Here is a 22463-nt window from a genome sequence, read left to right on the forward strand (position 1 = left end):
AGGACCCTTATGAGCAGCGACACGACGTCGGGCTGCCCCGTCATCCACGGAGACGGAGCAGCGGACGACGAGACCAACCTCCCCGCCGCCGATCTGCCCGTCACCGAGCCGGGCGGCAGCCTCCCGCACCCCACGCAGGGCTCCGCCAACACGCAGTGGTGGCCGGAGCGGCTCAACCTGAAGCTCCTCGCGAAGAACCCGGCCGTGGCCGATCCGTTCGGCGACGAGGACTTCGACTACGTCGCGGCGTTCCGCTCGCTCGACCTCGCCGCGGTGAAGGCCGACATCGACGAGGTGCTCACGACCTCCCAGCCGTGGTGGCCGGCCGACTTCGGGCACTACGGCCCCCTCATCATCCGGATGGCATGGCACAGCGCCGGCACGTATCGCGCGACCGACGGCCGCGGAGGAGGCGGGACGGGGCAGCAGCGCTTCGCGCCGCTCAACAGCTGGCCCGACAACGTCGGCCTCGACAAGGCGCGCCGTCTGCTGTGGCCGGTCAAGAAGAAGTACGGCAAGAGCCTCTCGTGGGCCGACCTCATCATCCTCGCGGGCAACGTCGCGCTGGAGTCGATGGGCTTCAAGACGTTCGGGTTCGCCGGCGGGCGGCCGGACGCCTGGGAGCCGGACGACGACGTCTACTGGGGCGCCGAGAAGGTCTGGATGGGCAGCGACAAGCGCTTCTCGGGCGACCGCGAGCTCGACAAGCCGCTGGCCGCGACCCACATGGGCCTCATCTACGTCAACCCGGAGGGCCCGGAGGCCGTGCCCGACCCCGTGGCCGCCGCGCACGACATCCGGGCGACGTTCGGCCGCATGGGCATGAACGACGAGGAGACCGTCGCGCTCATCGCCGGCGGGCACACCTTCGGCAAGACCCACGGCGCCGCACCCGACACGAACGTCGGAGACGACCCGGAGTCCGCGGGACTCGAGGAGCAGGGGCTCGGATGGCGGAACCAGTTCCGCTCGGGCCGCGGCGACGACCAGATCACCTCGGGCCTCGAGGTGACGTGGACCTATCACCCGACGCGCTGGGACAACGAGTTCTTCCACATCCTCTTCGCGTACGAGTGGGAGCTCATGGAGAGCCCGGCGGGCGCGAAGCAGTGGCGTCCGAAGAACGGCGCCGGAAGCGACCTGGTGCCGCTCGCCCACTCCGACGGCCGTCGCGAGCCACGCATGCTCACGACCGATCTGGCCCTGCGCTTCGACCCCGAGTACGAGAAGGTCTCCCGTCGCTTCGCGGAGGACCAGGACGCGCTCAGCGACGCCTTCGCACGCGCATGGTTCAAGCTGACCCACCGCGACATGGGTCCGAAGGCGCGCTACCTCGGCCCGGAGGTCCCGGAGGAGGACCTCATCTGGCAGGACCCGCTGCCCTCCGTCGACCACGCGCTCATCGACGACGCGGACGCCGCAGCGCTCAAGGAGCGGATCCTCGCGTCGGGCCTGACGGTGCCCCAGCTCGTCTCGACGACATGGGCCGCCGCGTCGACGTTCCGCGGCAGCGACAAGCGCGGCGGCGTCAACGGCGCGCGCATCCGCCTCGCCCCGCAGAAGGACTGGGAGGTCAACGACCCCGAGCGGCTGTCGCTCGTCCTGGCGACGCTCGAGGGCGTCCAGAGCGCGTTCAACGCCGAGCAGGCAGGCGGCAAGCGGGTCTCCCTGGCCGACGTGATCGTGCTCGCCGGCAACGCGGGCGTCGAGAAGGCCGCGCGGGACGCGGGCGTCGAGGTCGAGGTGCCGTTCCGCCCCGGGCGCGTCGACGCGACGCAGGAGCAGACCGACGTCGACTCGTTCGCGTACCTCGAGCCGATCGCGGACGGCTTCCGGAACTACGCCGGTCCCGACGCGACGCTGCCGGCGGAGTACCTGCTCGTCGACAAGGCGAACCTGCTGACCCTCAGCGCGCCCGAGACGACCGTCCTCGTGGGCGGTCTGCGCGTGCTCGGCGCGAACTGGGACGGGTCGGACTACGGCGTGTTCACCGACGCCCCCGGCACCCTGACGAACGACTTCTTCGTCAACCTGCTCGACCTGGGGAAGACGTGGCGGTCGCTCGACCCCGGCAAGCACGCGTTCGAGGCGACGATCGACGAGACGGGCGCGGTGTTCGGCCGCGGGACGCGGGTCGACCTCGTCTTCGGCTCGAACGCGGAGCTGCGGGCCGTCGCAGAGGTGTATGCGAGCGACGACGCCCACGAGAAGTTCGTGAGGGACTTCGTGAGGGCGTGGACGAAGGTCACGGAGCTCGACCGCTTCGACCTGGCCTGATCCCCTCGCGCGACGGCCCGCCTCCTCGGAGGCGGGCCGTCGCGTCGTCCGCGGCGGCGCGGTCGGAGACGGGCGGTCAGAGCCTTCCCGCGCGCTTCAGCGCCAGATAGCGGTCGGCGATGCGCGGGGGCAGGTCCTCCGGGGCGCCGGCGATCGCGTCGGCGCCGGCGCGCTCGATCGCGCGGGTCACGCGCGTCGATGCGGACAGGGCCGCCTCCGCCGCGGCGGCACGGTAGAGGTCGTCGGCCGAGCCGCGGAGCCGGGCCGTGTCGGCGAGAGCCGAGTCGGTCGCCGTGCCGACCAGGACGGTCGTCCCGGGGCGCACGGCGGCGGGCAGGACGCCGAGGAAGCCGCGTGACGCGTCGACGGACTCCTGGGCGGTGAGCAGCACGAGCAGCGAGGGGTGCGCGGCGAGGCGGCGGGCCTGGCCCAGCGCGGCGTCCCAGTCGGTGTCGATGAGCTGGGCGTCCACGGGCGCGAGCGCGTCGACCATGGCGGGCAGGAGCGCGGAGCCCTCGACGCCCGTGACGCGCGCGCGGACCACGCGGTCGAACGCGACGAGGTGGACGTGGTCCCCGGCTCGCTGTGCGAGGGCCCCGAGCAGCAGCGCGGCCTCGAATGCCGCCTCGAGCCGTGTCCCGTCGCCCACGCGCGCGGCCGCCGTGCGCCCCGTGTCGACGACGATGACGACGTGACGGTCGCGCTCGGGGCGCCAGGTGCGCAGCATCGTGGTGCCGGAGCGCGCCGTGGCGCGCCAGTCGATCGAGCGCACGTCGTCGCCGCGCACGTACTCGCGCAGCGAGTCGAACTCCGTCCCCTGACCGCGCACCTGGACGCTCGTGTTCCCGTCGAGCTCGCGCAGCCGCGCGACGCGGCTGGCGAGGTGCCGCCGGCTGTGGAAAGGCGGCAGCACCCTGATCGCCGCCGGGGCGCCGATCACCGCCTGGCGTCCCGCCATGCCGAGAGGGCCCGCCGAGCGGACGGCGGCGAACTCGGTGCGCAGCTCCCCCCGGCGCCGCGGCACGAGCCCGATCCGGTACGCACGCGACTCGCCGGGCGGCACGTCGATCGCGATGCGCTCCGCCGGCGCCCCCGCCGTCGGCTGCCATCCGTCTCGGGCGAGCCCGCGGAGGCGCCGGCCTCCCGTGTTGATCAGCCGGAGGCGCACGGCCACCGGCTCGCCCAGCCGCGCTCGCCGCGGCAGCTCGCGCGTCACGCGCAGGAGGCGGGGGTCGGGCGCCGCGGCCACGTCCGTCGCGACCGCGGCGGCGCACACGACGACCCACGAGAGGGCGAGGAGCCAGGCGTTCGCGCCGGCCGCGTTCAGCAGCACGACGGGGACGGCTCCGAGCCCCGTGAGGAGGGCGAGGCGGCCGGTCAGGTACATCGGGTCTCCGTGAGGGGGAGCGGGGTCAGAGGGGAACGGGGGTCTGCTGCAGCACCGACGTGAGGACGGCGTCGACCGAGACGCCCTCGATCTCGGCGTCGGCGCGCAGCCGGATGCGGTGCCGCCACACCGGGACGATCATGGCCTGCACGTGGTCGGGCGTGATGGCGGGGTACCCGCCGAGCCACGCCCACGCCTTCGCGGCCGCGAGCAGCGCCGTCGCGGCACGCGGGCTCGCCCCGAGCTGCACCGACGGGCTCTCCCGCGTCGCGCGCGCGAGATCGACGATGTAGGCGAGGACGTCGTCCGTCGCCGTGACGGCGGCGACGGCGCGCTGGGCCGCCTGGATGTCGGACGGGGTCACGACCGCGCGCACGTCGTCGAGCGCGCGCGGCGAGAACCCGTCGGCGTGACGGCGCAGCACCGCCACCTCGGCGTCGCGTGGCGGGACGTCGACGACGAGCTTCAGGAGGAAGCGGTCGAGCTGCGCCTCGGGGAGCGTGTAGGTGCCCTCGTGCTCGATCGGGTTCTGCGTCGCGCACACGAGGAACGGGTCCGGGAGTGCCCGGGTGACCCCGTCTGCCGACACCTGACGCTCCTCCATGGCCTCCAGCAGCGCGGCCTGCGTCTTGGGCGGGGTGCGATTGATCTCGTCGGCGAGGAGGATGTGGGTGAACACCGGGCCCTCGCGGAACTCGAACTCGCCGGACCGGGCGTCGTAGACGAGCGACCCGGAGACGTCCCCCGGCATGAGGTCGGGGGTGAACTGCACGCGCTTGGTGCCGAGCCCGAGGGCGCGGCTGAAGGCGCGCACGAGAAGCGTCTTCGCGACGCCGGGCACCCCCTCGAGGAGCACATGGCCGCGCGCGAGGAGCGCGATGAGCAGGCCGCTCACGGCGCCGTCCTGCGCCACGACGGCCTTGCCGATCTCCTCGCGCACGCGCCCGACCGCCTCGTGGAGCGCGGCGGGGTCGCTGGGGCGAAGCGGCGTATCGGTCACGGTCTCTTCCTTTCGGTTCGGACGGCCGCGTCGACGGCCGCCTCGAGGTCGCGGAGGCGCTCGCCGAACGCGGAGAAGGCGGCGTCGTCGGCCGGCTCGGTCAGGACGATCTCGCGCACGGCGTCGCGTCCCGCGCCCAGGCGTGCGGCCGCGGCGTCGGCCACCTCGACGGGGGCCGCCGTGCGGGGGAGGCCGAGGCGGCCGGCGATGCGGGCGCACGCGCCCTCGCGGAGGCGCGCGGCGGCGTGCCGGGGGTCGGCCGCGCGCGCGTAGAGGCGGGCGCGCCCCTCGAGCGTCTCGCTCGCACGCACGGTGACCGGCAGGTCCTCGGCGACGAGCGGTCCGAAGCGCCGTCCGCGCCAGACGCCTGCGGCCACGACGGCGAGCACGGCGAGGACGATGGCGGGGGTCACCCATCCCGGGGTGAGCTCGCCGATCGTCGCGGGCGCGGTGCCTGCGGCGTCGTCCAGGCCCGGCAGATACCAGACGACGTCGCCGTGCCCGCCGAGGACGCCGAGGCCGAGGGCGGCGTGGCCGTGCTCGGCGAGATGCGCGTTCGCGAGCAGGGCGCCCGCGTCGACGGCGGTCACGGCGCCGTCGGCGGTCTCGGTCCGCAGCAGCCCGAAGCCGTCGCCGACGGGGTAGCACGCGATGTCGGCCCCGCCGCGCGTGTACGCCTCGCCGGGGGCGACGCCGCCGGCGCGCGCGGCGGCGTCGAGGTCGCATGCCGGATCGACCGCCGTCCCGTCGCCGTGGCCGGCGAAGCCGGCGCCGGAGAAGAGGATCCGCAGGTCGCGCGACGTGGGGGCGAGAAGGACGGCGTCCCCGGCGGCCGCGACGAGATCCTCGACGGCCGCGTCGTCGAGGGGCGCCGTCGACCCCACCGCGAGCGTGGTGTCCGGGCCGGCGGCGGCGAGCGCCTCGTCGAGGCTCGTCGCGATCGTCACCGCGATGCCGCCGTGCTCCTCCAGCAGGCGTGCGATCGCCCGCGCGCCGTCGGCTCCCGCGCCCTCCGGGTCGAGCGCCGGGCGCTCGGACCACTCCCGGGCGCCGACGAGGGCGATGCCGGTGCCGAACACGGCGAACGCGACGACGAGCGCGATCCACCCGAGGACCGTGCGCCTGCCGCGCGGCGCCTCGCTCAGCCGTGTCGTCTCGGGGGAGGGCGACGTCACAGCGGCGCCCCTTCGCGGAGGCGGACGGGACGCGACCGGGCGAGATCGCCGTCGAGGCGCGCGACGAGCGCGTGCGTCTCGGCCGTCCCGCTGCGACGCAGATAGCGCACGTCGTCGAAGACGCGGGCCGCGGAGGCGAGCACCCCGGCATGCGACGGGAAGGGCGATGCGGCCGTCCGCGCGAGCTGCTGCGCGGTCGTCCCCGGGAGGGCGTCGAGCAGGTCGCGCTCCTCGAGGGCGCGCGCGATCGCCCGGAACCGGTCGACGACCGCGCCGTCCCAGTCCCCCTCGGCGGCGCGCCGGTCGGCCGACGCGCGCAGCTCGGCGGCCGACCGGCGCTCGTCGTCGCCGAAGAGGAGCGCGGACCGCTCCTCCGCGCGATGGATCGCCCGCGGCCGGCCCCAGACGAGGAACGCGGCGACGACGACGGCCGCGATCACGCCGATCACGACGACGGCGAGCAGCGGGCTCCACTCGGAGCCGATCTGCGGGTTCAGGATCATGGAGAGGAACTCGCCGATCGCTCCCGCGACGCGGTCGAGGAGGTTCGGCTCCGCCGCGTCGTAGGCGGGGTCGGAGAGCTCCTGCTCCGCCCAGTCGCGCGCCTCGTCGCCGTCGGGGAGGAGAGAGGAGAGGGCGACTCCGCCGATCACGATCCGCCCGAGGCGCGCTCGTCGGGAGCAGGCGGCGAGGACGGGGCGGCCGGGCCGACCGGCTCGGCCGGGGCGGGAGGGGGCGGCGTGGTCGGAGCGTACTGGCCCCACCGGGGCGCGGGGCGGCCGGGGTCGGGTGCCGGGGGGACGGCCTGTCCGAAGGGGGACGGCGCGTGGGGGTACGGCGGCGCCTGTCCGTACGGCGGGGCCTGGGGGTATTGAGGCGGCGCCTGTCCGTACGGCGGCGCGGGAGGCGCCACCTGCCACGGCTCCGGCGCGCGCGGGGGAGCGACCGCACCGGGATCGAAGGCGTAGGGATCCCCGGCGTCCGCCGCGCCGGCGTCCCGTCGCTCCACGTAGGACTGCATCCGCAGATCGATGCCCTCGCGCCGCATGCGCGCGTCGATGTAGACGAGCGCCGACGACGTCGCCTGCACGACGACCCCGATGGACGAGACGACGAGCGTGACGATCTGGCTCGCCGCCACGGTGAGGACCATCGCGATGACCGCGGACGCATCGGGGTCGCCCGTCGGCGCGAAGACGCTCGTGAACGCGCCGCCGAGGAAGGAGAACGGCATCCCCACGGCATAGGCGGCCGTGTTCATGATGAGGCCGATGAGGACGATCACGCCGAACGTCTGCCAGAACCGCCCGCCGATCAGCCGCCACGACCGCGCGATGCCGCCGCGGATCGTCGCGTGCTCCAGGATGATCGCGCTCGGGACGACGAAGAGCTTCGTGCCGAGCCAGGCGTAGAGCACGATCCCGCCGACGAGCGCGAGGACGCCGGCCAGCACGCCCGCCCACGTCTCGACGATCGCGAGCCCGGCCACGATCCCGACGAGCACCGCGACGGCCGCGGCGACGGCCGCGACCAGGAGCGCGTAGTACCCGATGAGGCGCCAGACGACGGGACGCACGCGGGCCCAGATCCTCGCGAGGGTCGCCCGCTCGCCGAGCGACGCGTGGGCGACCTCGCCGACCACGACGGCCTGCACGATGATGCCCAGCACGCCCGTCACGAGCAGGACGGCGATCGTGACGAGGGCGGTGACGAGCGCCGAGCCCGCGGCGATGAGCTCGTACTCCTCGGAGAACTCCGCCACGGTGTCGAGCCGCGAGAACGTCGCGAAGGCGACGGCGCCGATCGCGGCCGTCCCGATGAGGGTCGAGACGATCTGGACCGCCATCGCGAAGCCCAGCAGCACTCTCGGGTTGCCGCGCAGGGCGCCGAACGACTTCCCGAGGATCGTGCCGAAGCCGAGGGGGTACAGGGGGATGAGACCGCCGCGCGGGGCCGGCGTCCATCTCGGTTCAGCGGTCACGTCGATCCTCCCTCGACCCGCCGGCGAAGCGGCCGGTCCCGTCGCGTCCCTCTCATCGTGTCACACCCCGGGCCCGCGTCCTCCGTGTCGCGGCCGTCGCCGTCGAGGCGTCGTCTAGGCTGTCGGGGACGGTCGCCCGCGCGAACGATGCGCGTCGGCGCGGAGACGAAGCAAAGGACCACCCCCTCATGAGCGCGCGCATCCTCGTGGTCGATGACGACACGGCTCTGGCCGAGATGATCGGCATCGTGCTGCGCACGGAGGGCTTCGAGACCGCGTTCTGCGCGGACGGCGCGCTCGCCCTCGACAGCTGGCGGCAGGAGCGTCCCGACCTCGTGCTGCTCGATCTCATGCTGCCGGGCAAGGACGGCATCGAGATCTGCACGGAGATCCGCGCCGAGTCCGGGGTCCCCGTCATCATGCTCACCGCGCGCTCCGACACGGCCGACGTTGTCTCGGGGCTGGAGGCGGGCGCGGACGACTACATCGTCAAGCCCTTCAACCCGAAGGAGCTCGTCGCCCGCATCCGCACGAGGCTCCGCCCGGCGCAGGAGGTCTCCGGCGACGCGCTGCGCGCCGGCGACCTCACGATCGACGTCGCCGCGCACGAGGTGCGACGCGGGCAGACGCCGATCTCCCTCACGCCCCTCGAGTTCGAGCTCCTCGTGGCGCTCGCCTCGAAGCCGCAGCAGGTGTTCTCCCGCGAGGCGCTGCTCGAGCAGGTCTGGGGCTACCACTACAAGGCCGACACGCGCCTCGTGAACGTCCACGTGCAGCGGCTCCGCGCGAAGATCGAGATCGACCCCGACAACCCCAAGATCGTCATGACGGTGCGGGGAGTCGGCTATCGCGCCGGCGCCGCGCTCTGAGCAGGCCCGCATGCCCGTGACGGCGCGGACCGCGCGGATGGCCGTCCGGAGGCCGTCGACCTGGCTTCCCGCCATCCGCGCGCAGTGGACCAGCTCGCTGCGCTTCCGCACGACCTTCATCACGGTGGCCGCCACCGGGCTGGCGATCGCCGTCGCGTGCGTCTGGACGGCCCTCGCGATCCACAACGAGCTCTTCACGTCGCGCAAGGACCAGGTGCTCGACCAGGCGCAGCGTGGGATCGAACAGGCGCAGGACGTGCTCGACACCGCCGAGGTCGCCACGGACAGCGCCGCCCTGCAGCAGCTGCTGTTCGATGCGCGTGACACCCTCACGGCCCAGGCGGGCACGAGCTACATCGCCTACTACCGCATCGACGACGCGACGTCGGCCATCGCCCCTCCCGACTTCGCGCTCATCGAGGACGGCGCGCTCACCGTGGGGCTCCGCGAGCGCGTGCGCACCTCGGCGGACACGCAGTGGTGGCAGTCGGTGCCGATGCAGCTCTCGGACGGCTCGACCCCGGTCCCGGCGATCGTGGTCGGGCAGCAGCTCCAGGTGCAGAACGCGAACGCCTACGAGGTGTACCTCGCCTACAGTCTGGAGGACGCCGATCGGACGCTGCGGTTCGTGCAGGGCACCCTGTGGATCACGGGCGTCGTCCTCGTCCTGATCGTGGCCACGATCTCGTGGTTCGTCCTGCGCACGGTGGCGCAGCCGCTCATCGAGGCGAGCCAGACGAGCGCGCGCCTCGCCGCCGGCGATCTCGACGTGCGGCTGCCCGTGCGCGGCAGGGACGAGCTCGCCACGCTGGGGCGGTCGTTCAACGCGATGGCCGACAGCATCGAGTCGCAGATCACCGAGCTCGCCGAGCTCTCGCAGGTGCAGCAGCGGTTCGTGGCGGACGTGTCGCACGAGCTGCGCACGCCGCTGACGACCATCCGGCTCGCCTCCGAGATGCTCAACGACAGGCGGGCGGAGTTCGACGAGTCGACGGCGCGCGCCGCGGAGCTGCTGCACGCCCAGGTGGCGCGGTTCGAGCAGCTGCTGACCGACCTGCTGGAGATCAGCCGGTACGACGCCGGCTCGGTGCAGCTCGAGCGGGAGCCCACGAGCCTCGCCCAGCTGGCCGAGGACGTCGCCGGGTCGATGGAGCAGGTCGCCGCCCAGCACGGCAGCGAGCTGCGGATCGTCGCCCCCGGCGGGTACTCTCCCGTCGAGGTCGACCCGCGCCGCGTGCGCCGCATCCTGCGGAACCTCATCGGCAACGCCATCGAGCACGGCGAGGGCCGCCCCATCGTCATCACGGTCGACAGCGACGCGCGGGCCGTCGCGATCGGCGTGCGCGACCACGGTCTCGGCATGACGCCGGAGGACGCCGAGCGCGTCTTCGACCGGTTCTGGCGGGCGGACCCCTCGCGCAAGCGCACGCTGGGAGGCACGGGGCTCGGGCTCTCGATCGCGCTGGGCGACGCGAAGCTGCACGGCGGCGCCCTCGCGGTGTGGTCCGAGCCCGGGCGAGGCTCGCACTTCGTGCTGACGCTGCCGCGCGTGCCGGGGGAGGTCTCCGACCGGTCGCCGATCCCCGCCGAGCCGCACGAGCGCGTGGCGGACGACCTCGGCGTGACACAGCCCATCCGCACCGAAGACGGGGAGGCCCGGCCATGACGGGAACCGGCGGAACCGCGGCCCTCAGGCGACGGCGCGTCCTCGTCGCGTCGCTCGTCGCGGCGCTCGCGCTGACGGGCTGCGCCGGCCTGCCGACGAGCGGTCCGGTCACGGCCGGGAACTCGCCGGCGGACTCGCCGAGCGGCGTCACGGGCGGAAGCTACATCGCCGACGCCCCGGAGCCGGGGGCGACGCCGGGGGAGATCGTCGACGGCTTCCTGCAGGCGTCGATCGAGCCGGCCCAGAACTGGGCGACGGCGCGGGAGTACCTCGACGGCGACCTCGTCAGCACGTGGAACCCGAGCGCGAGCACCCTCATCGACCTCACGGATCGGCGCGACACCACCCATGCGACCGTCGACGGCGCCACGGCCACGCTCGCCGCGGACGTCACGGCGGAGGCGACCGTGGACGAGGACGGCCGGTACCAGGTGGCCGGCGGCGGCAGCACGTCGCTCGCGTTCGAGCTCGCGCAGAACGCGGACGGCGAGTGGCGCATCGTGTCGGCGCCCGACGGCATCGTCCTGGACCGGCTCTTCTTCGCCGAGCTCTACACGGCGTACGACCTCTACTACTTCGACGCCACGTGGAGCCATCTCGTCCCCGATCGTCGCTGGTTCCTCAACCGGCAGAACGCGAACGCGGCCACGCGCATCGTGCAGGAGCTCGTCGACGGCAGCCCCAGCGAGTGGCTGGCGTCCGGAGTGGAGACGGCGTTCGGCTCCGACCTCGAGCTCTCGCGCGGCACGGTCTCCATCGACTCCGACCGCGTCGCGCACATCGCCGTGACCGGCGCCGCGGGCGCGGACGACGAGACCATCAGCCGCATGACGGCCCAGCTCGAGCAGAGCCTCTCCGCGGTGACGGTGAGGTCCGTGAGCCTCACCGTGGACGGACAGGAGAGCGACGTGGAGGCGGCCCCCGTCGGATCGACGAAGATCGACCCGCGCCCGCTCGTCCTCCGGGAGGACGGGTTCGGCTACCTCTCCGGCGGCGACCTGAGCGCCGTCGACGGCCTGTCGGACGTCCTCCTCGGCTTCCCCGAGGACCACGCCATCTCCTCGATCACGCTGTCGCCAGACCAGGAGACCGCCGCCGTGGGGCTCGACGACGGCGAGGCCATGCGCGTCACGAGCGAGGGGCCGGACGAGATCGACACGGGCGGCCCCGTGATCGATCCGGCCATGGACCGCTTCGGCCGCATCTGGACCGTGCGGGCGGACGAGCCGCAGTCGCTCACGGCGTGGGACGCCGATCTCGTCTCGACCGCGTCGCTGGCGGGCGGCTGGTCGGATCTCGCGAGCGTCTCGGCGATCGACGTCTCGCGCGACGGCTCCCGGATCGCCGCCATCGTGTCGAGCGGGGACGAGGAGTGGGTGATCGTCTCGGCCGTCGAACGCGAGCTCGACGGCACCCCCGTCGCCGTCGGGACGCCGATGAGGGTCGTGCAGCTCCGTCTGGCGGGCGTGGGCCTCGCATGGCTCGACGACGGCACGATCGGCATCGCCGCCGGCGGCACGGACAACGCCATCATGATCCAGCAGCCGATCGGAGGCCCCGGCACCGACACCAGCGCGGCCTCGCCGCTCGACGTCGTCGCGATCGGCGCGGGGAACCAGGACTCGGCCGTCCGCCTGCTCACGGGAGGCGGCGAGCTGCAGGTGAGGCGCGGCAGCGGCTGGACGACGAGCGCGAGCGACGTGAAGGTGCTGGCGACCCAGCTCGGGCTGCCCGGCTGAGCGCGGGATCGGGCCGCTCGCCTCGTGCACAGGGCGGGCGGGTCGGCGCGTCGTCTCCACAGCCGGCGATCCCGGATCCGCGACGGCACCTGGCGCGGGCAGAGTTCCCTCATGTCGCTCGCCGCAGATCTCCGCACCGCGCTGTCCGAGGCCTCGGGCCTGCTGCTCCCCGTCTCCTGCGCGGGCTGCGGCGACGCGGGCGTCGCGCTGTGCGACGGGTGCCGTGCCGCGATCGCGCCCGCCGTCCGCGTGCGGTGCATCGGGGAGGACCTCGACGTCGTCGCCGGGCTCGTCTTCGCGGGCGAGGCGGCCGCCGTGCTGCGCACGTTCAAAGAGGGCGGGAGGACGGCGCTCGCCCGCGCGTTCGCCCCCGCCATGCGGGCGGCCCTCGTCGCGTGCGCCCGTCGTGCCGGGACGCTCGTCGACGCCGTGCCCGTCCCGGCGTCGGCCGCCTCGTCCCGGCGTCGCGGCTACCGGCCGGTGGAGCTGCTGATGCACCACGGCGGGGTCGCGCCCTCCCGTGAGCTGCGATGGGCGCGGCGGGCGGCCGATCAGCGTGCCCTGGGGCGGGAGCAGCGCGACGCGAACATGACCGGATCGCTCTGCGCGCGGCGCCGCCTCGACGGCCGGGACGTGATCGTGGTGGACGACGTCGTGACGACGGGCGCGACCCTGCGCGAGGCCCGCAGGGCGCTCTCGGAGGCCGGCGCGCACGTGGTCGGAGCGGTCGCCCTGGCCGCGACGCCGCGCGTTCTCCCTCCGCGAACACGACATGGCGAATCGCCGGGAAATACTTCGTGACACGCGTTCCTCCCGGGGATACGTTGGGGGCACAAGGCGACCAGTGGTCCGCCGCTCACACCGGTCGGACCGGACAGGGAGGCAGAGATGGACACGAACATCGTCGGCGTGGGGGTCAGCGTTTCCGACCGATTCCGCACCGTGGTCGAGGAGAAGAGCGAGCGGATATCGACCCTCGCCCCACGTGCCGAGCGTCTTGAGGTGAAGGTCACCCATCAGTCCCACAGGGCAGGACGCCTCGAGGAGGAGACGGTCGAGCTCACGGTCTTCTGGAACGGCCCCGTGATCCGCGCCGAGGCGCACGACGCCGACAAGTTCACGGCCTTCGACATCGCGCTCGAGAAGCTCGGCGAGCAGCTCCGGCGGGCGAAGGACAAGAAGGTGAGCGGCCGCCTGCGCCCGCGCGCCGCGCGGTTCGCGAAGGAGACGGGCGAGCTGGAGGGGCTCGACGTGCAGCCCGCCGCCGCCGAGACGCTGCAGGCGGTCGCGACGGGCGAGGTGGCCGTCGTGGCGGAGCGGGAGGAGGACGAGGCCTACACGCCCGTCGTCATCCGCACCAAGTCCTTCGAGCCGGAGTGGATGACGGTCGAGGACGCGGTCGACAGGATGGAGCTCGTCGGCCACGACTTCTTCCTCTTCATCGACGCGCGCACGGATCATCCGAGCGTCGTCTACCGGCGTCGCGGGTGGGACTACGGCGTCATCTCGCTCACCACGCAGGCTTCGCCGGTCGAGGACGCGCTCGCATCCTGACCGCATGACGGCGGATGGCCCGGGTCGCGAGGACCCGGGCCATCCGGCTGTCCGGGCTCCGTGCTGTGGCGCCCCGGCGGCGGTCAGTCGAAGATGTCGCCGATGAGGCCGCCGAGGAGGACGCCGCCGAGCACGGGGCCGAGGAAGTCCCCGCCGCCCCCGCCGCCGAAGCCGCCGCCGCGCGGGCCGCGCCGGCCGCCTCCCCACGACCCCCAGTCGTCGTTGTCGGGGCGGGACGAGTCGATGTCGCGCTGCGCGAGCTGCAGCGCCTCGTGGGCGAGCTGCGCCGTGCGGCGCGCCAGCTGCTGGGCCTGCTCGCGGGTGTCCTCCGACACGACGAGCGGATCGATGTCGATGCGCAGGCGCTGAGCCTCCGCGAAGCGCGTGCGGGCGTCGGCGCCGATCCAGCCGCTGTGGCCGTTGATGAGGCTGCCGGCGACGGAGATCGCGCGATCGGCGGCGGCGACGTCGTGCTGCACGTGCTCGATCGACGGCAGCGGCCGCGCCGCGCGCTCGCGCGCCTTCGCGACGGCGGCGTCGAGGGCGGCGTTCGCCTCGGAGACCTCCGCGAGCACCGTGAACGGGTCCGACTGCGTGCCGGGGGCGGGCAGTGCGGCCAGCGCCGACTCGAGCGACGCGATCGCCTTCGTCACCTCCGGCGTCTGCGGCGCCGTGCGCGCCTCGACGAGGTCGCCGCGCGAGTCGGCGACGACGTCGGCGAGCGTCGACTGCGCGCGCATGGCCTCGATCTCGAAGTCGTCGACGCCGTCGAGGATCGACGTGGCGCGCCGGACGGCCTCGGTCGCCGTCTCGAGCGCGAGGTTCGCCTCCTCGGTGCGGCGGGACGCACGTCTGCGCTCCGAGACGTCGGCGGAGTGCAGCGCGAAGTCGAGGAGCTGATCCGCCTCGTCGGCGTTCACCCTCACCCGCTGGAGCGCCTCGGCGCTGTAGAGACGCGCGAGCCGCTCGACGGTCGCCCGCGTCTGCGGCAGCCGCTCGCGCAGCCGCTCGACGTCGGCGCGCACCTGCTGGAGGATCTGCGGGGCCTGCCGCACGAGCGCGATGCGCTCCTGCAGCGCCCCCGTGCGCTCGTCGAGGACGTCCTCGGCCCAGTCGCAGAGCTGGATGATGCGCGCGTTGCGCGTGCGCAGCTCCTCCTCGGTGTCGGGGATGTCGTCGTGGTTGAGCTGATGGAGCTGGAAGGCCTCGGCCATGTGCTTCTTGACCGCGTCGACGCCTTCGCGCAGCTCCTTCGTCGGTCCCTCGCCGAGCTCGGCCGCGGCGAAGACGAGCTCGTCGCCCGTCGCGCGGATGCGTTCGTCGGCGGTGACGAGCGCGGTGCGGGCCCTGCGGGCGAGATCTGCGTCCGCCGCCTGCTGCTGCTCTCGCTCTTCCCGCCTGCGACGACCCCAGAATCCTGCCATGGACCGATCTTACGGCGTCCTGACCGGGCGGCCGCGTCGGGGGCGCTCGCTCGCGAGCCCGAGCGCGGTCCTGTGCCGCGGGCGGTCGGCGAGGCGCCGCTCGCTGTGGTCGAGCCAGCGCAGCTCCGCCTCCGCGGCGAAGATCATCGAGTCCACCACGAGGGACGACGCGAGCTCCTCGGGTCCGTCCGGGGCCCCGGCGGGCGCGGTCCGCCGCAGCGACTCGAGCCGCGCGTGCGCGGCCGCGCGCTGGATGCGGATGAGGGCGCCGGCGTCGACGCCCGGAAGCGTCGCGGCGAGCGCGAGCTTGATCGCGAGCTCGTCGCGCGGCGGCTGCCCGCGCTCGACGGGGGAGCCGAGCCACGCGCGCACGTCGTCGCGCCCGGCTGCGGTGATCTCCCAGTAGACGTGTCCCTGGTCGTCGGGCGCGCCCCGGACGACGAGCCCGTCGCGCTCGAGCCGTTCCAGCGTGCTGTAGATCTGTCCGACGTTGAGCGGCCACGTCGCACCGGTGCGCCGCTCGAACTCCGTCCGCAGCTGGTACCCGTAGCAGGGCCCCTGGTCCAGGATCGCCAGCAGGCTCCGTCTCACCGACATCCCGACCTCCGCGTTCGTCGCGGCGGAGGACCGCCGCATAGGTGCATTCCGAGTATATGCATACCCGGAAACCTCCGGATGAGGACGCGATCGGCGAAGACCGCCGTGTCGCACCTGCCGTTCACCTCGCGTTGTTAGCATCTTCCGCATGGCCGGATCTTCACCGACGCCACGGGCCGCCGAGTACGCGAGGCCCAGTCATCTGCTCGTGCACCTGAGCGACACGCATCTCAGAGCCGAGGGCGGGGTGTTCGGGATCGACGCCGCACGCCATCTGCGTCGCGTGCTCGCGGAGCTGGAGTCCTCCGGGGCACGGCCCGACGCGCTGGTCTTCACGGGAGACCTCGCCGACCTCGGCGAGGCCGACGCCTACGCGCACCTGCGCGAGGTCGTCGCCCCCGCGGCGGAGCGCCTCGGGTCACGCGTCATCTGGGTGATGGGCAATCACGACGACCGCGATCGCTTCCGCCGCGGCCTGCTCGGGGAGGCGGGAGACGCACCGGTCGACGCCGTCCACGAGATCGACGGCCTGCGCGTGATCGTCCTCGACACGTCGGTGCCGGGAGCGCATCACGGGGAGGTGTCGCCGGAGCAGCTCGAGTGGCTCGCGCTCGAGCTGGCGATCCCCGCACCGCACGGCACCGTCCTGGCGATGCATCACCCGCCGATGCCGTGCGTGCTCGACCTCGCGACGCTCGTGGAGCTCCGCGACCAGAAGGCCCTGGCCGACGTGCTCCGCGGGAGCGACGTGCGCACGATCCTCGCAGGGCACGTGCACTTCTCGTCGACCGCCACGTTCGCGGGCATCCCGGTGTCGGTGGCCTCGTCGTCGTGCTACACGCAGGACCTCACCCTCACGGACGGGAGCATGCGGCCGCGGGACGGCGCCCAGTCGTACAACCTCGTGCACGTCTACGAGGAGACCGTGGTGCACTCGGTCGTCCCGTTCTCGGACGCCCCGGCGCTGGAGACGACCACGGCCGACGAGACGGCCCGCCGCCTGCAGGAGGCGGGAGTCGTCATCCCGCCTTCGATGGGGCGCTCGGATGCCCTTCCCCCGCCGACGGCGCCTCTGGCCATCGTCGGCTGAGCGCGCTCTCGTCGCGCTCCCAGGGCGCCCGCACCGGGAAGTAGGCCTCGAGGGTCTCCCGCACGACGTGCTCGCGCAGCTCCTCGGGTATCTCCGGGACGCTGCCGTCATTGAGGCAGAACATGTCCGCGTCGCGCCGTTCGAGCAGCCGGCCCAGGCGCGCCGGCGCGTTCCGCAGCGTCGTCTGGATGTACCTGGTGCGCGGCTCCCTCGTCGGCAGCGCGCGCCCCGTCATGGCCGCGTAGTAGTGGTACAGCGAGTTCGTCACGGAGACGTCCGTCGCGCTGCGGAAGCGCGCAGCGGTCGTCCGCGCGAACTCGTCGGGGAACTCGCGTTCGAGCTCGCCCATCACCTCGCGGCTGTGGGGGGTCGCGCAGTGCTGGAGATCGCGGGTGATGATGCGCCCGAAGCGCTCGCGGAGGAGGTCCCGGTTCACGCGCGCGGCGTTGTCGTGGCCGCTCCTGCTCGCCCGTGCCGGCCCGACGCCGATGCGGACGCCGCACTCGACGAACTTCGTCAGCCCGGCCGGGGTGAAGAAGAGCTCGGGACGCACCGGGCGGCCGAAGAACATGTCGTCGTTGGAGTAGAGGAAGTGCTCGGCGATCCCGGGGATGCGGTGCAGCTGCGCTTCGACGGCGTGCGAGTTGTGGGTGGGGAGCACGGACGGGTCCGCGAAGAACTCCTCGCTGCGGACGATCCGGACCTTCGGGTGATCGACGAGCCAGCGCGGTGCGGGACTGTCCGTCGCGATGTAGATCCGGCGGATCCACGGTGCGAACAGGTGGACGCTCCTGAGGGCGTACCGCAGCTCGTCGACCTGGCGGAAGCGCGCGGCGTGCGCGTCCCCGTCGCCGACGACGTACGCGTTCAGCCGCTTGGCGCGCTCGCGCTGGAAGTCGTCGGAGGAGCCGTCGACCCAGGAGAAGACGATGTCGACGTCGAAGGCCACCTCGTGCGGACCCGGCGCGAACATCCCGTCGAGCGTGCGCCACGACCGGCCGTGCCGACGGACGGTCGCGAACGACAGGTCCTCCGCCATGATCGTGCGGCGGGTGAGCGCATTGCGCCGCGGCGCGCGGACGAGGCCGTCCTCATGGCGCCAGAACTCCACGCGGACGCCCGTCTCCGCGCCGTGGCGCAGGGTGCCGGAGGGGGTGATGCGGGGCCGGAAGACGATGGCGGCGTCCTTCTCGAACGCGTCCTCCGCGCCCGTGACCAGAAGATGCGCGGGACGCCCCGCCGTCCGCGCGGCGGCCCAGAGCCCGCCGTCCGCGGTGAGGGCGCGCAGGGCGGCGTCCTTCTCCCGGACGTCCAGCGCGAGGGCCGGGCCTCCGCTCGTGCGTCGCACGAGGAGGGGCCGGAGCGCCGCGTCCTCGAAGATGCGGGCGAGCGCGAGGAGGTCGGCGGTCTGGGCGTGCTCCGGAGTGGTCTCCTCGACGAGATGCGGGATCCCGTCGTGCAGGCGGGTGTGCGCAGGGTCGGGGGCGCCGGGCCATGCGTCGCGTGCGTGGGGAGCGGGAGAACTGCCCAGAAGGGTCATCGACCACCTCAGATCTGCTATCGGCCGAAGCCGTCGTGATGGAAGGAGACGCCGGGATCCGACGGTGTGTCGCGAGGGGACGTGCGTCACCGGATGAACGGCGTATGAACGAATCCTAGAGCAGTCGCGGCCTCCGCGGGGACCGCCGGCGACACCCGTGGGCCGCCGCCTCCGCGCTCAGCGCTCCGCGACGTCCCGCAGCGCCTCCGCGAGCGACGGATGCGAGAAGCGGAAGCCCTCCGCGAGCAGCCGTTCGGGCACCACCCACCTGCTCTTGAGGACCAGCTCCGGCTCCGTGCGCAGGAGCCACATCGCCGGCTCGAGCATGAAGCGCCAGGCGGGGAGCCCGACGGGCATCCCGACCACGCGGCGCAGCGTGGCCATGAGCGTGCGGTTGTCGCTCGGGTGGGGGGAGGAGAGGTTCACCGGCCCCGAGACGTCGTCCCGGTCGCCGAGGAACCGGATGGCCGAGACGACGTCGTCGATGTGGATCCAGCTGAACCGCTGCCCGCCGCGGGTCGGACGATGCGGTGCGCGCCCGTCGCCGGTGGGATGGGGGCCGATGCCCCGGTAGCGCCGGTGCGGGAACCACGGCCCGTCGATCTGCGGACCGCCGAGGCCCAGGCGCGCGAGCGCGAAGAGCGTCCTCGTCGCCGGGCCGTCGCCGAGGACGATCGCCATCCGGAGCGCCACGCGCCGCGTAGCGGGGAGATCGCCCGAGAAGAGCTCCTCCTCCCAGGTCCGCGCGACGTCGACCGAGAACCCCGAGCCGAGCTCGCCGTCGCGTTCCGTCTGCGCCCGGTCCGTCGCATGGCGGTAGATCGTCGCGGTGCTGGCGTTGAGCCAGACGCGCGGCGGGCTCGCCGCGCCCGCGATCGCCGCGCGCAGCGCACGGGTCGTGTCCACGCGCGAGCGCAGGACCTCGTCGCGGTTCGCGTCCGTGTAGCGGCAGTTCACCGATCTCCCCGCGAGGTTCACGACGAGGTCGGAGCCGTCCACGGCGGCAGCGATCGCGGCGGCGTCCCCCCAGCGCACGTCGCCGCTTCGCCCGATCGTCCGGACGGCGTACCCGTCCTCGGCCAGCGCGCGCGTGAGCGCGCGGCCGACGAACCCGCTCGCTCCCGCCACGACCGCGATCCTGTCGTCCGTCATCGCCCCCCGCCTCCGTCGCCGCTCCCGTCCGGCGGACCCTCGCCGGCCATCCTGCCAGCACCCCGCGTCCTCCCGGAAGCCGACTGGGAGTCTGCTGACCGGGGATTGTCACGGGCAGATAACATGGGCAGGTATGCCCGTCGCCGCGAGGCGGCGACTCTGCCCGTCCGACAGCGACGCGGCACCGATCGAGGAGTGACACGTGGCAAATCCGTTCGAGAAGCTGCTCCATGCCGGGGAGGGACGCATCCGCCGGCAGCTGCAGCGGGTCGTCACCGCCGTGAACGCCCTCGAAGAGGACTACGCGCAGCTCACGGACGACGAGCTGCGCGGCGAGACGGCCGAGCTGCGCGCACGCCACGAGAAGGGCGAGACGCTCGACCAGCTCATGCCCGAGGCGTTCGCGGCCGTGCGCGAGGCCGCGGGGCGCACCCTCGGAATGCGCGCGTACGACGTCCAGATCATGGGAGGGGCGGCCCTCCACCTCGGCAACATCGCCGAGATGAAGACGGGCGAGGGCAAGACGCTCGTCGCGACGTTCCCCTCGTACCTCAACGCCATCGCCGGGAAGGGCGTCCACGTCGTCACGGTCAACGACTACCTCGCGTCGTATCAGGCCGAGCTCATGGGACGCGTGTTCCGCGCGCTGGGGATGACCACGGGCATCGTCGTGTCCGGTCAGACCCCTGCCGTGCGCCGGGAGCAGTACGAGGCCGACATCACGTACGGCACGAACAACGAGTTCGGCTTCGACTACCTGCGCGACAACATGGCGTGGCGCAGGGAGGACCTCGTCCAGCGGGGGCACTTCTTCGCCGTGGTCGACGAGGTCGACTCGATCCTCATCGACGAGGCGCGCACGCCGCTCATCATCTCCGGCCCGTCCTCGGGCGAGGCCAATCGCTGGTTCGCCGAGTTCGCGAAGATCGCCCGCACCCTCGAGGAGGGCGTCGACTACGAGGTCGACATCAAGAAGCGCACGGTGGGCGTGCTCGAGGCGGGGATCGAGAAGGTCGAGGACTATCTCGGCATCGACAACCTCTACGAGTCCGCCAACACGCCGCTCATCTCGTTCCTCAACAACTCGATCAAGGCGAACGCGCTCTTCAAGCGCGACACCGACTACGTCGTCATGAACGACGAGGTCATGATCGTCGACGAGCACACGGGCCGCATCCTCGTGGGCCGCCGCTACAACGAGGGCATGCACCAGGCGATCGAGGCGAAGGAGGGCGTGCCGGTCAAGGCGGAGAACCAGACCCTCGCCACCGTCACGCTGCAGAACTACTTCCGCCTGTACGACAAGCTCTCGGGCATGACGGGAACCGCCGAGACCGAGGCAGCGGAGTTCATGTCGACGTACAAGCTCGGCGTCATCGCCATCCCGACGAACCGACCGATGGTGCGCAAGGACCAGACCGACCTCGTCTACAAGAACGAGCAGGGCAAGTTCTCGCAGGTCGTCGACGACATCGTCGAGCGCAACGCGAACGGCCAGCCCGTGCTCGTGGGCACCGTGAGCGTCGAGAAGAGCGAGTACCTGTCGCGCCTGCTGTCGAAGAAGGGCATCAAGCACGAGGTCCTCAACGCGAAGAACCACGCACGCGAGGCGGAGGTCATCGCGCGCGCCGGTCAGCTCGGCGCCGTGACGGTCGCGACGAACATGGCGGGACGAGGCACCGACATCATGCTCGGCGGCAACGCCGAGTTCATCGCGGTGCAGGAGATGAAGGCCAAGAGCCTCTCTCCCGAGGAGACGCCGGAGGAGTACGAGGCGGAGTGGCCGGCCGTGTTCGAGGCGGTCAAGGAGCGCGTGGAGGAGGAGGCCGCCAAGGTCCGCGATGCGGGCGGCCTCTACGTCCTCGGCACCGAGCGCCACGAGTCGCGTCGCATCGACAACCAGCTGCGCGGCCGCGCGGGCCGTCAGGGCGACCCCGGCGAGAGCCGCTTCTATCTCAGCCTCACCGACGACCTCATGCGCCGGTTCCAGTCCGGCCCCGCCGATGCCCTGCTCTCGCGCTCGGACTTCCCCGACGACGTCGCGATCGAGTCGAAGCTCGTCTCGCGCCTCATCAAGAACGCGCAGGCCGCCGTCGAGTCGCGCAACGCGGAGGCGCGCAAGAACGTCCTCAAGTACGACGACGTCCTCAACCGGCAGCGCGAGGCGATCTACGCCGACCGTCGCACGATCCTCCACGGCGACGACATCGAGGGTCGCGTGCAGCACTTCATCGAGGACGCCGTCACGACCGTGGTCGACGATCACACGGCCGGCGGCCACAACGAGAGCTGGGACTTCGACGCCCTCTGGACCGAGCTGAAGACGCTCTACCCCGTCGGGGTGACGATCGACGAGGTCGTCGCGGAGGCGGGGGCGAGCAAGGGCGGCATCACCGCGGAGGGCCTCAAGCGCGAGCTGCTGAGCGATGCGAAGATCGCCTACGCCAAGCGCGAGGAGCAGCTCGGCGAGAAGGCCGTGCGCGAGCTCGAGCGCCGTGTCGTGCTGCAGGTGCTCGACCGCCGCTGGCGCGATCACCTCTACGAGATGGACTACCTGAAGGACGGCATCGGCCTGCGCGCGATGGCGCAGCGCGACCCGCTCATCGAGTACCAGCGCGAGGGCTATTCGATGTTCCAGGCGATGATGGGCCAGATCAAGGAGGAGGTCGTCGGATACCTCTTCAACCTCGAGGTCGAGGTGCGGGGGGTCGACGGCGGCGCCCAGGCCCAGCCCCAGGTCGAGGCGAAGGGGCTCGAGCCCGCGCCGGGCGAGCAGAAGCTCGAGTACTCCGCCCCCAGCGAGGACGGCGACGTCGAGGTGCGCAACGACCGGGGCCAGGTGCAGAAGACCCAGACCGACCGCGTGCGCCAGAAGGAGGCCCCGCGCGGCGCCTTCGGCCAGAGGACCGGCGGCGATCAGGGGGCGGCGCCCGTGCCCCAGAACCGCGAGCAGCGGCGCGCCGCGAAGAAGAAGTAGCGCTCCCGCGTCCCCGCAGGGCGGTCCACGGCCTC

General features: G+C 73.0%; 17 protein-coding genes. 8 read left to right on the plus strand and 9 right to left on the minus strand.

Translation table 11 applies throughout. From position 1 onward, the window contains the following. The first annotated feature begins 9 nt into the window (after window positions 1-9). Window positions 10-2277: a catalase/peroxidase HPI gene (katG, locus tag N8K70_RS05885; RefSeq protein WP_317140671.1), complete on the plus strand. Its 2268-nt coding sequence runs from the start codon at window positions 10-12 to the stop codon at window positions 2275-2277. 76 nt (window positions 2278-2353) lie between these two features. Here the strand turns inward: katG and N8K70_RS05890 are convergent, their stop codons facing one another. Genes N8K70_RS05890 through N8K70_RS05910 form a run of 5 tightly spaced genes read right to left on the minus strand, consistent with a single transcriptional unit; the run spans window position 2354 to window position 7820 of the window. Next, on the minus strand, window positions 2354-3664 hold the full coding sequence (locus N8K70_RS05890; protein ID WP_317140672.1) for a DUF58 domain-containing protein: 1311 nt from the start codon (window positions 3662-3664) through the stop codon (window positions 2354-2356). 25 nt (window positions 3665-3689) lie between these two features. After that, complete coding sequence (locus tag N8K70_RS05895; RefSeq protein ID WP_317140673.1) at window positions 3690-4664, minus strand: AAA family ATPase; 975 nt, start codon at window positions 4662-4664, stop codon at window positions 3690-3692. Then, window positions 4661-5839 (minus strand): DUF4350 domain-containing protein, encoded by a 1179-nt coding sequence (locus N8K70_RS05900; RefSeq protein WP_317140674.1) that lies wholly within the window; start codon window positions 5837-5839, stop codon window positions 4661-4663. Before N8K70_RS05900 ends, N8K70_RS05895 begins: the two co-directional genes overlap by 4 nt. Further along, window positions 5836-6492 (minus strand): DUF4129 domain-containing protein, encoded by a 657-nt coding sequence (locus N8K70_RS05905; RefSeq protein WP_317140675.1) that lies wholly within the window; start codon window positions 6490-6492, stop codon window positions 5836-5838. The genes N8K70_RS05900 and N8K70_RS05905 overlap by 4 nt, the downstream gene beginning before the upstream one ends. After that, window positions 6489-7820 (minus strand): glycerophosphoryl diester phosphodiesterase membrane domain-containing protein, encoded by a 1332-nt coding sequence (locus N8K70_RS05910; protein WP_317140676.1) that lies wholly within the window; start codon window positions 7818-7820, stop codon window positions 6489-6491. The genes N8K70_RS05905 and N8K70_RS05910 overlap by 4 nt, the downstream gene beginning before the upstream one ends. Before the next feature lie 188 nt (window positions 7821-8008). Here N8K70_RS05910 and mtrA point away from each other — a divergent pair, with 188 nt between their 5' ends. The 5 genes from mtrA (at window position 8009) to hpf (ending at window position 13648) form a co-directional block, all read left to right on the plus strand. Then, window positions 8009-8689, plus strand: a complete 681-nt coding sequence (mtrA, locus tag N8K70_RS05915) for an MtrAB system response regulator MtrA (RefSeq protein ID WP_317140677.1) — start codon at window positions 8009-8011, stop codon at window positions 8687-8689. A gap of 10 nt (window positions 8690-8699) precedes the next feature. Then, complete coding sequence (mtrB, locus tag N8K70_RS05920; RefSeq protein ID WP_394357807.1) at window positions 8700-10355, plus strand: MtrAB system histidine kinase MtrB; 1656 nt, start codon at window positions 8700-8702, stop codon at window positions 10353-10355. Beyond that, entirely contained in the window at window positions 10352-12094 is a 1743-nt protein-coding gene (locus N8K70_RS05925) for a GerMN domain-containing protein (protein ID WP_317140678.1), read from the plus strand. Before mtrB ends, N8K70_RS05925 begins: the two co-directional genes overlap by 4 nt. A 111-nt stretch (window positions 12095-12205) precedes the next feature. Beyond that, window positions 12206-12895: a ComF family protein gene (locus tag N8K70_RS05930; RefSeq protein WP_317140679.1), complete on the plus strand. Its 690-nt coding sequence runs from the start codon at window positions 12206-12208 to the stop codon at window positions 12893-12895. Window positions 12896-12982: 87 nt separating this feature from the next. Next, window positions 12983-13648, plus strand: a complete 666-nt coding sequence (hpf, locus tag N8K70_RS05935; RefSeq protein ID WP_317140680.1) for a ribosome hibernation-promoting factor, HPF/YfiA family — start codon at window positions 12983-12985, stop codon at window positions 13646-13648. Between the two features lie 83 nt (window positions 13649-13731). On the opposite strand, the gene N8K70_RS05940 is transcribed toward hpf, so the two are convergent. Together N8K70_RS05940 and N8K70_RS05945 are read right to left on the minus strand one after the other, a co-directional pair. Next, window positions 13732-15072: a coiled-coil domain-containing protein gene (locus N8K70_RS05940; protein WP_317140681.1), complete on the minus strand. Its 1341-nt coding sequence runs from the start codon at window positions 15070-15072 to the stop codon at window positions 13732-13734. Window positions 15073-15081: 9 nt separating this feature from the next. Then, a complete protein-coding gene (locus N8K70_RS05945) occupies window positions 15082-15669 on the minus strand; it encodes a PadR family transcriptional regulator (protein ID WP_317140682.1) in 588 nt (195 codons plus the stop codon). Between the two features lie 148 nt (window positions 15670-15817). Between N8K70_RS05945 and N8K70_RS05950 the strand changes: the two genes are divergently transcribed. Then, a complete protein-coding gene (locus N8K70_RS05950) occupies window positions 15818-16759 on the plus strand; it encodes a phosphodiesterase (protein WP_317140683.1) in 942 nt (313 codons plus the stop codon). Here N8K70_RS05950 and N8K70_RS05955 read toward each other — a convergent pair. Together N8K70_RS05955 and N8K70_RS05960 are read right to left on the minus strand one after the other, a co-directional pair. Beyond that, a complete protein-coding gene (locus N8K70_RS05955) occupies window positions 16689-18299 on the minus strand; it encodes a stealth family protein (protein WP_317140684.1) in 1611 nt (536 codons plus the stop codon). The two genes, N8K70_RS05950 and N8K70_RS05955, sit on opposite strands and share 71 nt — an antisense overlap. 177 nt (window positions 18300-18476) lie before the next feature. Then, a complete protein-coding gene (locus tag N8K70_RS05960; RefSeq protein ID WP_317140685.1) occupies window positions 18477-19451 on the minus strand; it encodes an epimerase in 975 nt (324 codons plus the stop codon). Between the two features lie 202 nt (window positions 19452-19653). Here N8K70_RS05960 and secA point away from each other — a divergent pair, with 202 nt between their 5' ends. After that, a complete protein-coding gene (secA, locus tag N8K70_RS05965; RefSeq protein WP_317140686.1) occupies window positions 19654-22428 on the plus strand; it encodes a preprotein translocase subunit SecA in 2775 nt (924 codons plus the stop codon). Window positions 22429-22463: the final 35 nt, after the last annotated feature.

The organism is Microbacterium sp. AB, assembly GCF_032878875.1.
Classification (GTDB): Bacteria; Actinomycetota; Actinomycetes; order Actinomycetales; family Microbacteriaceae; genus Microbacterium; species Microbacterium betulae.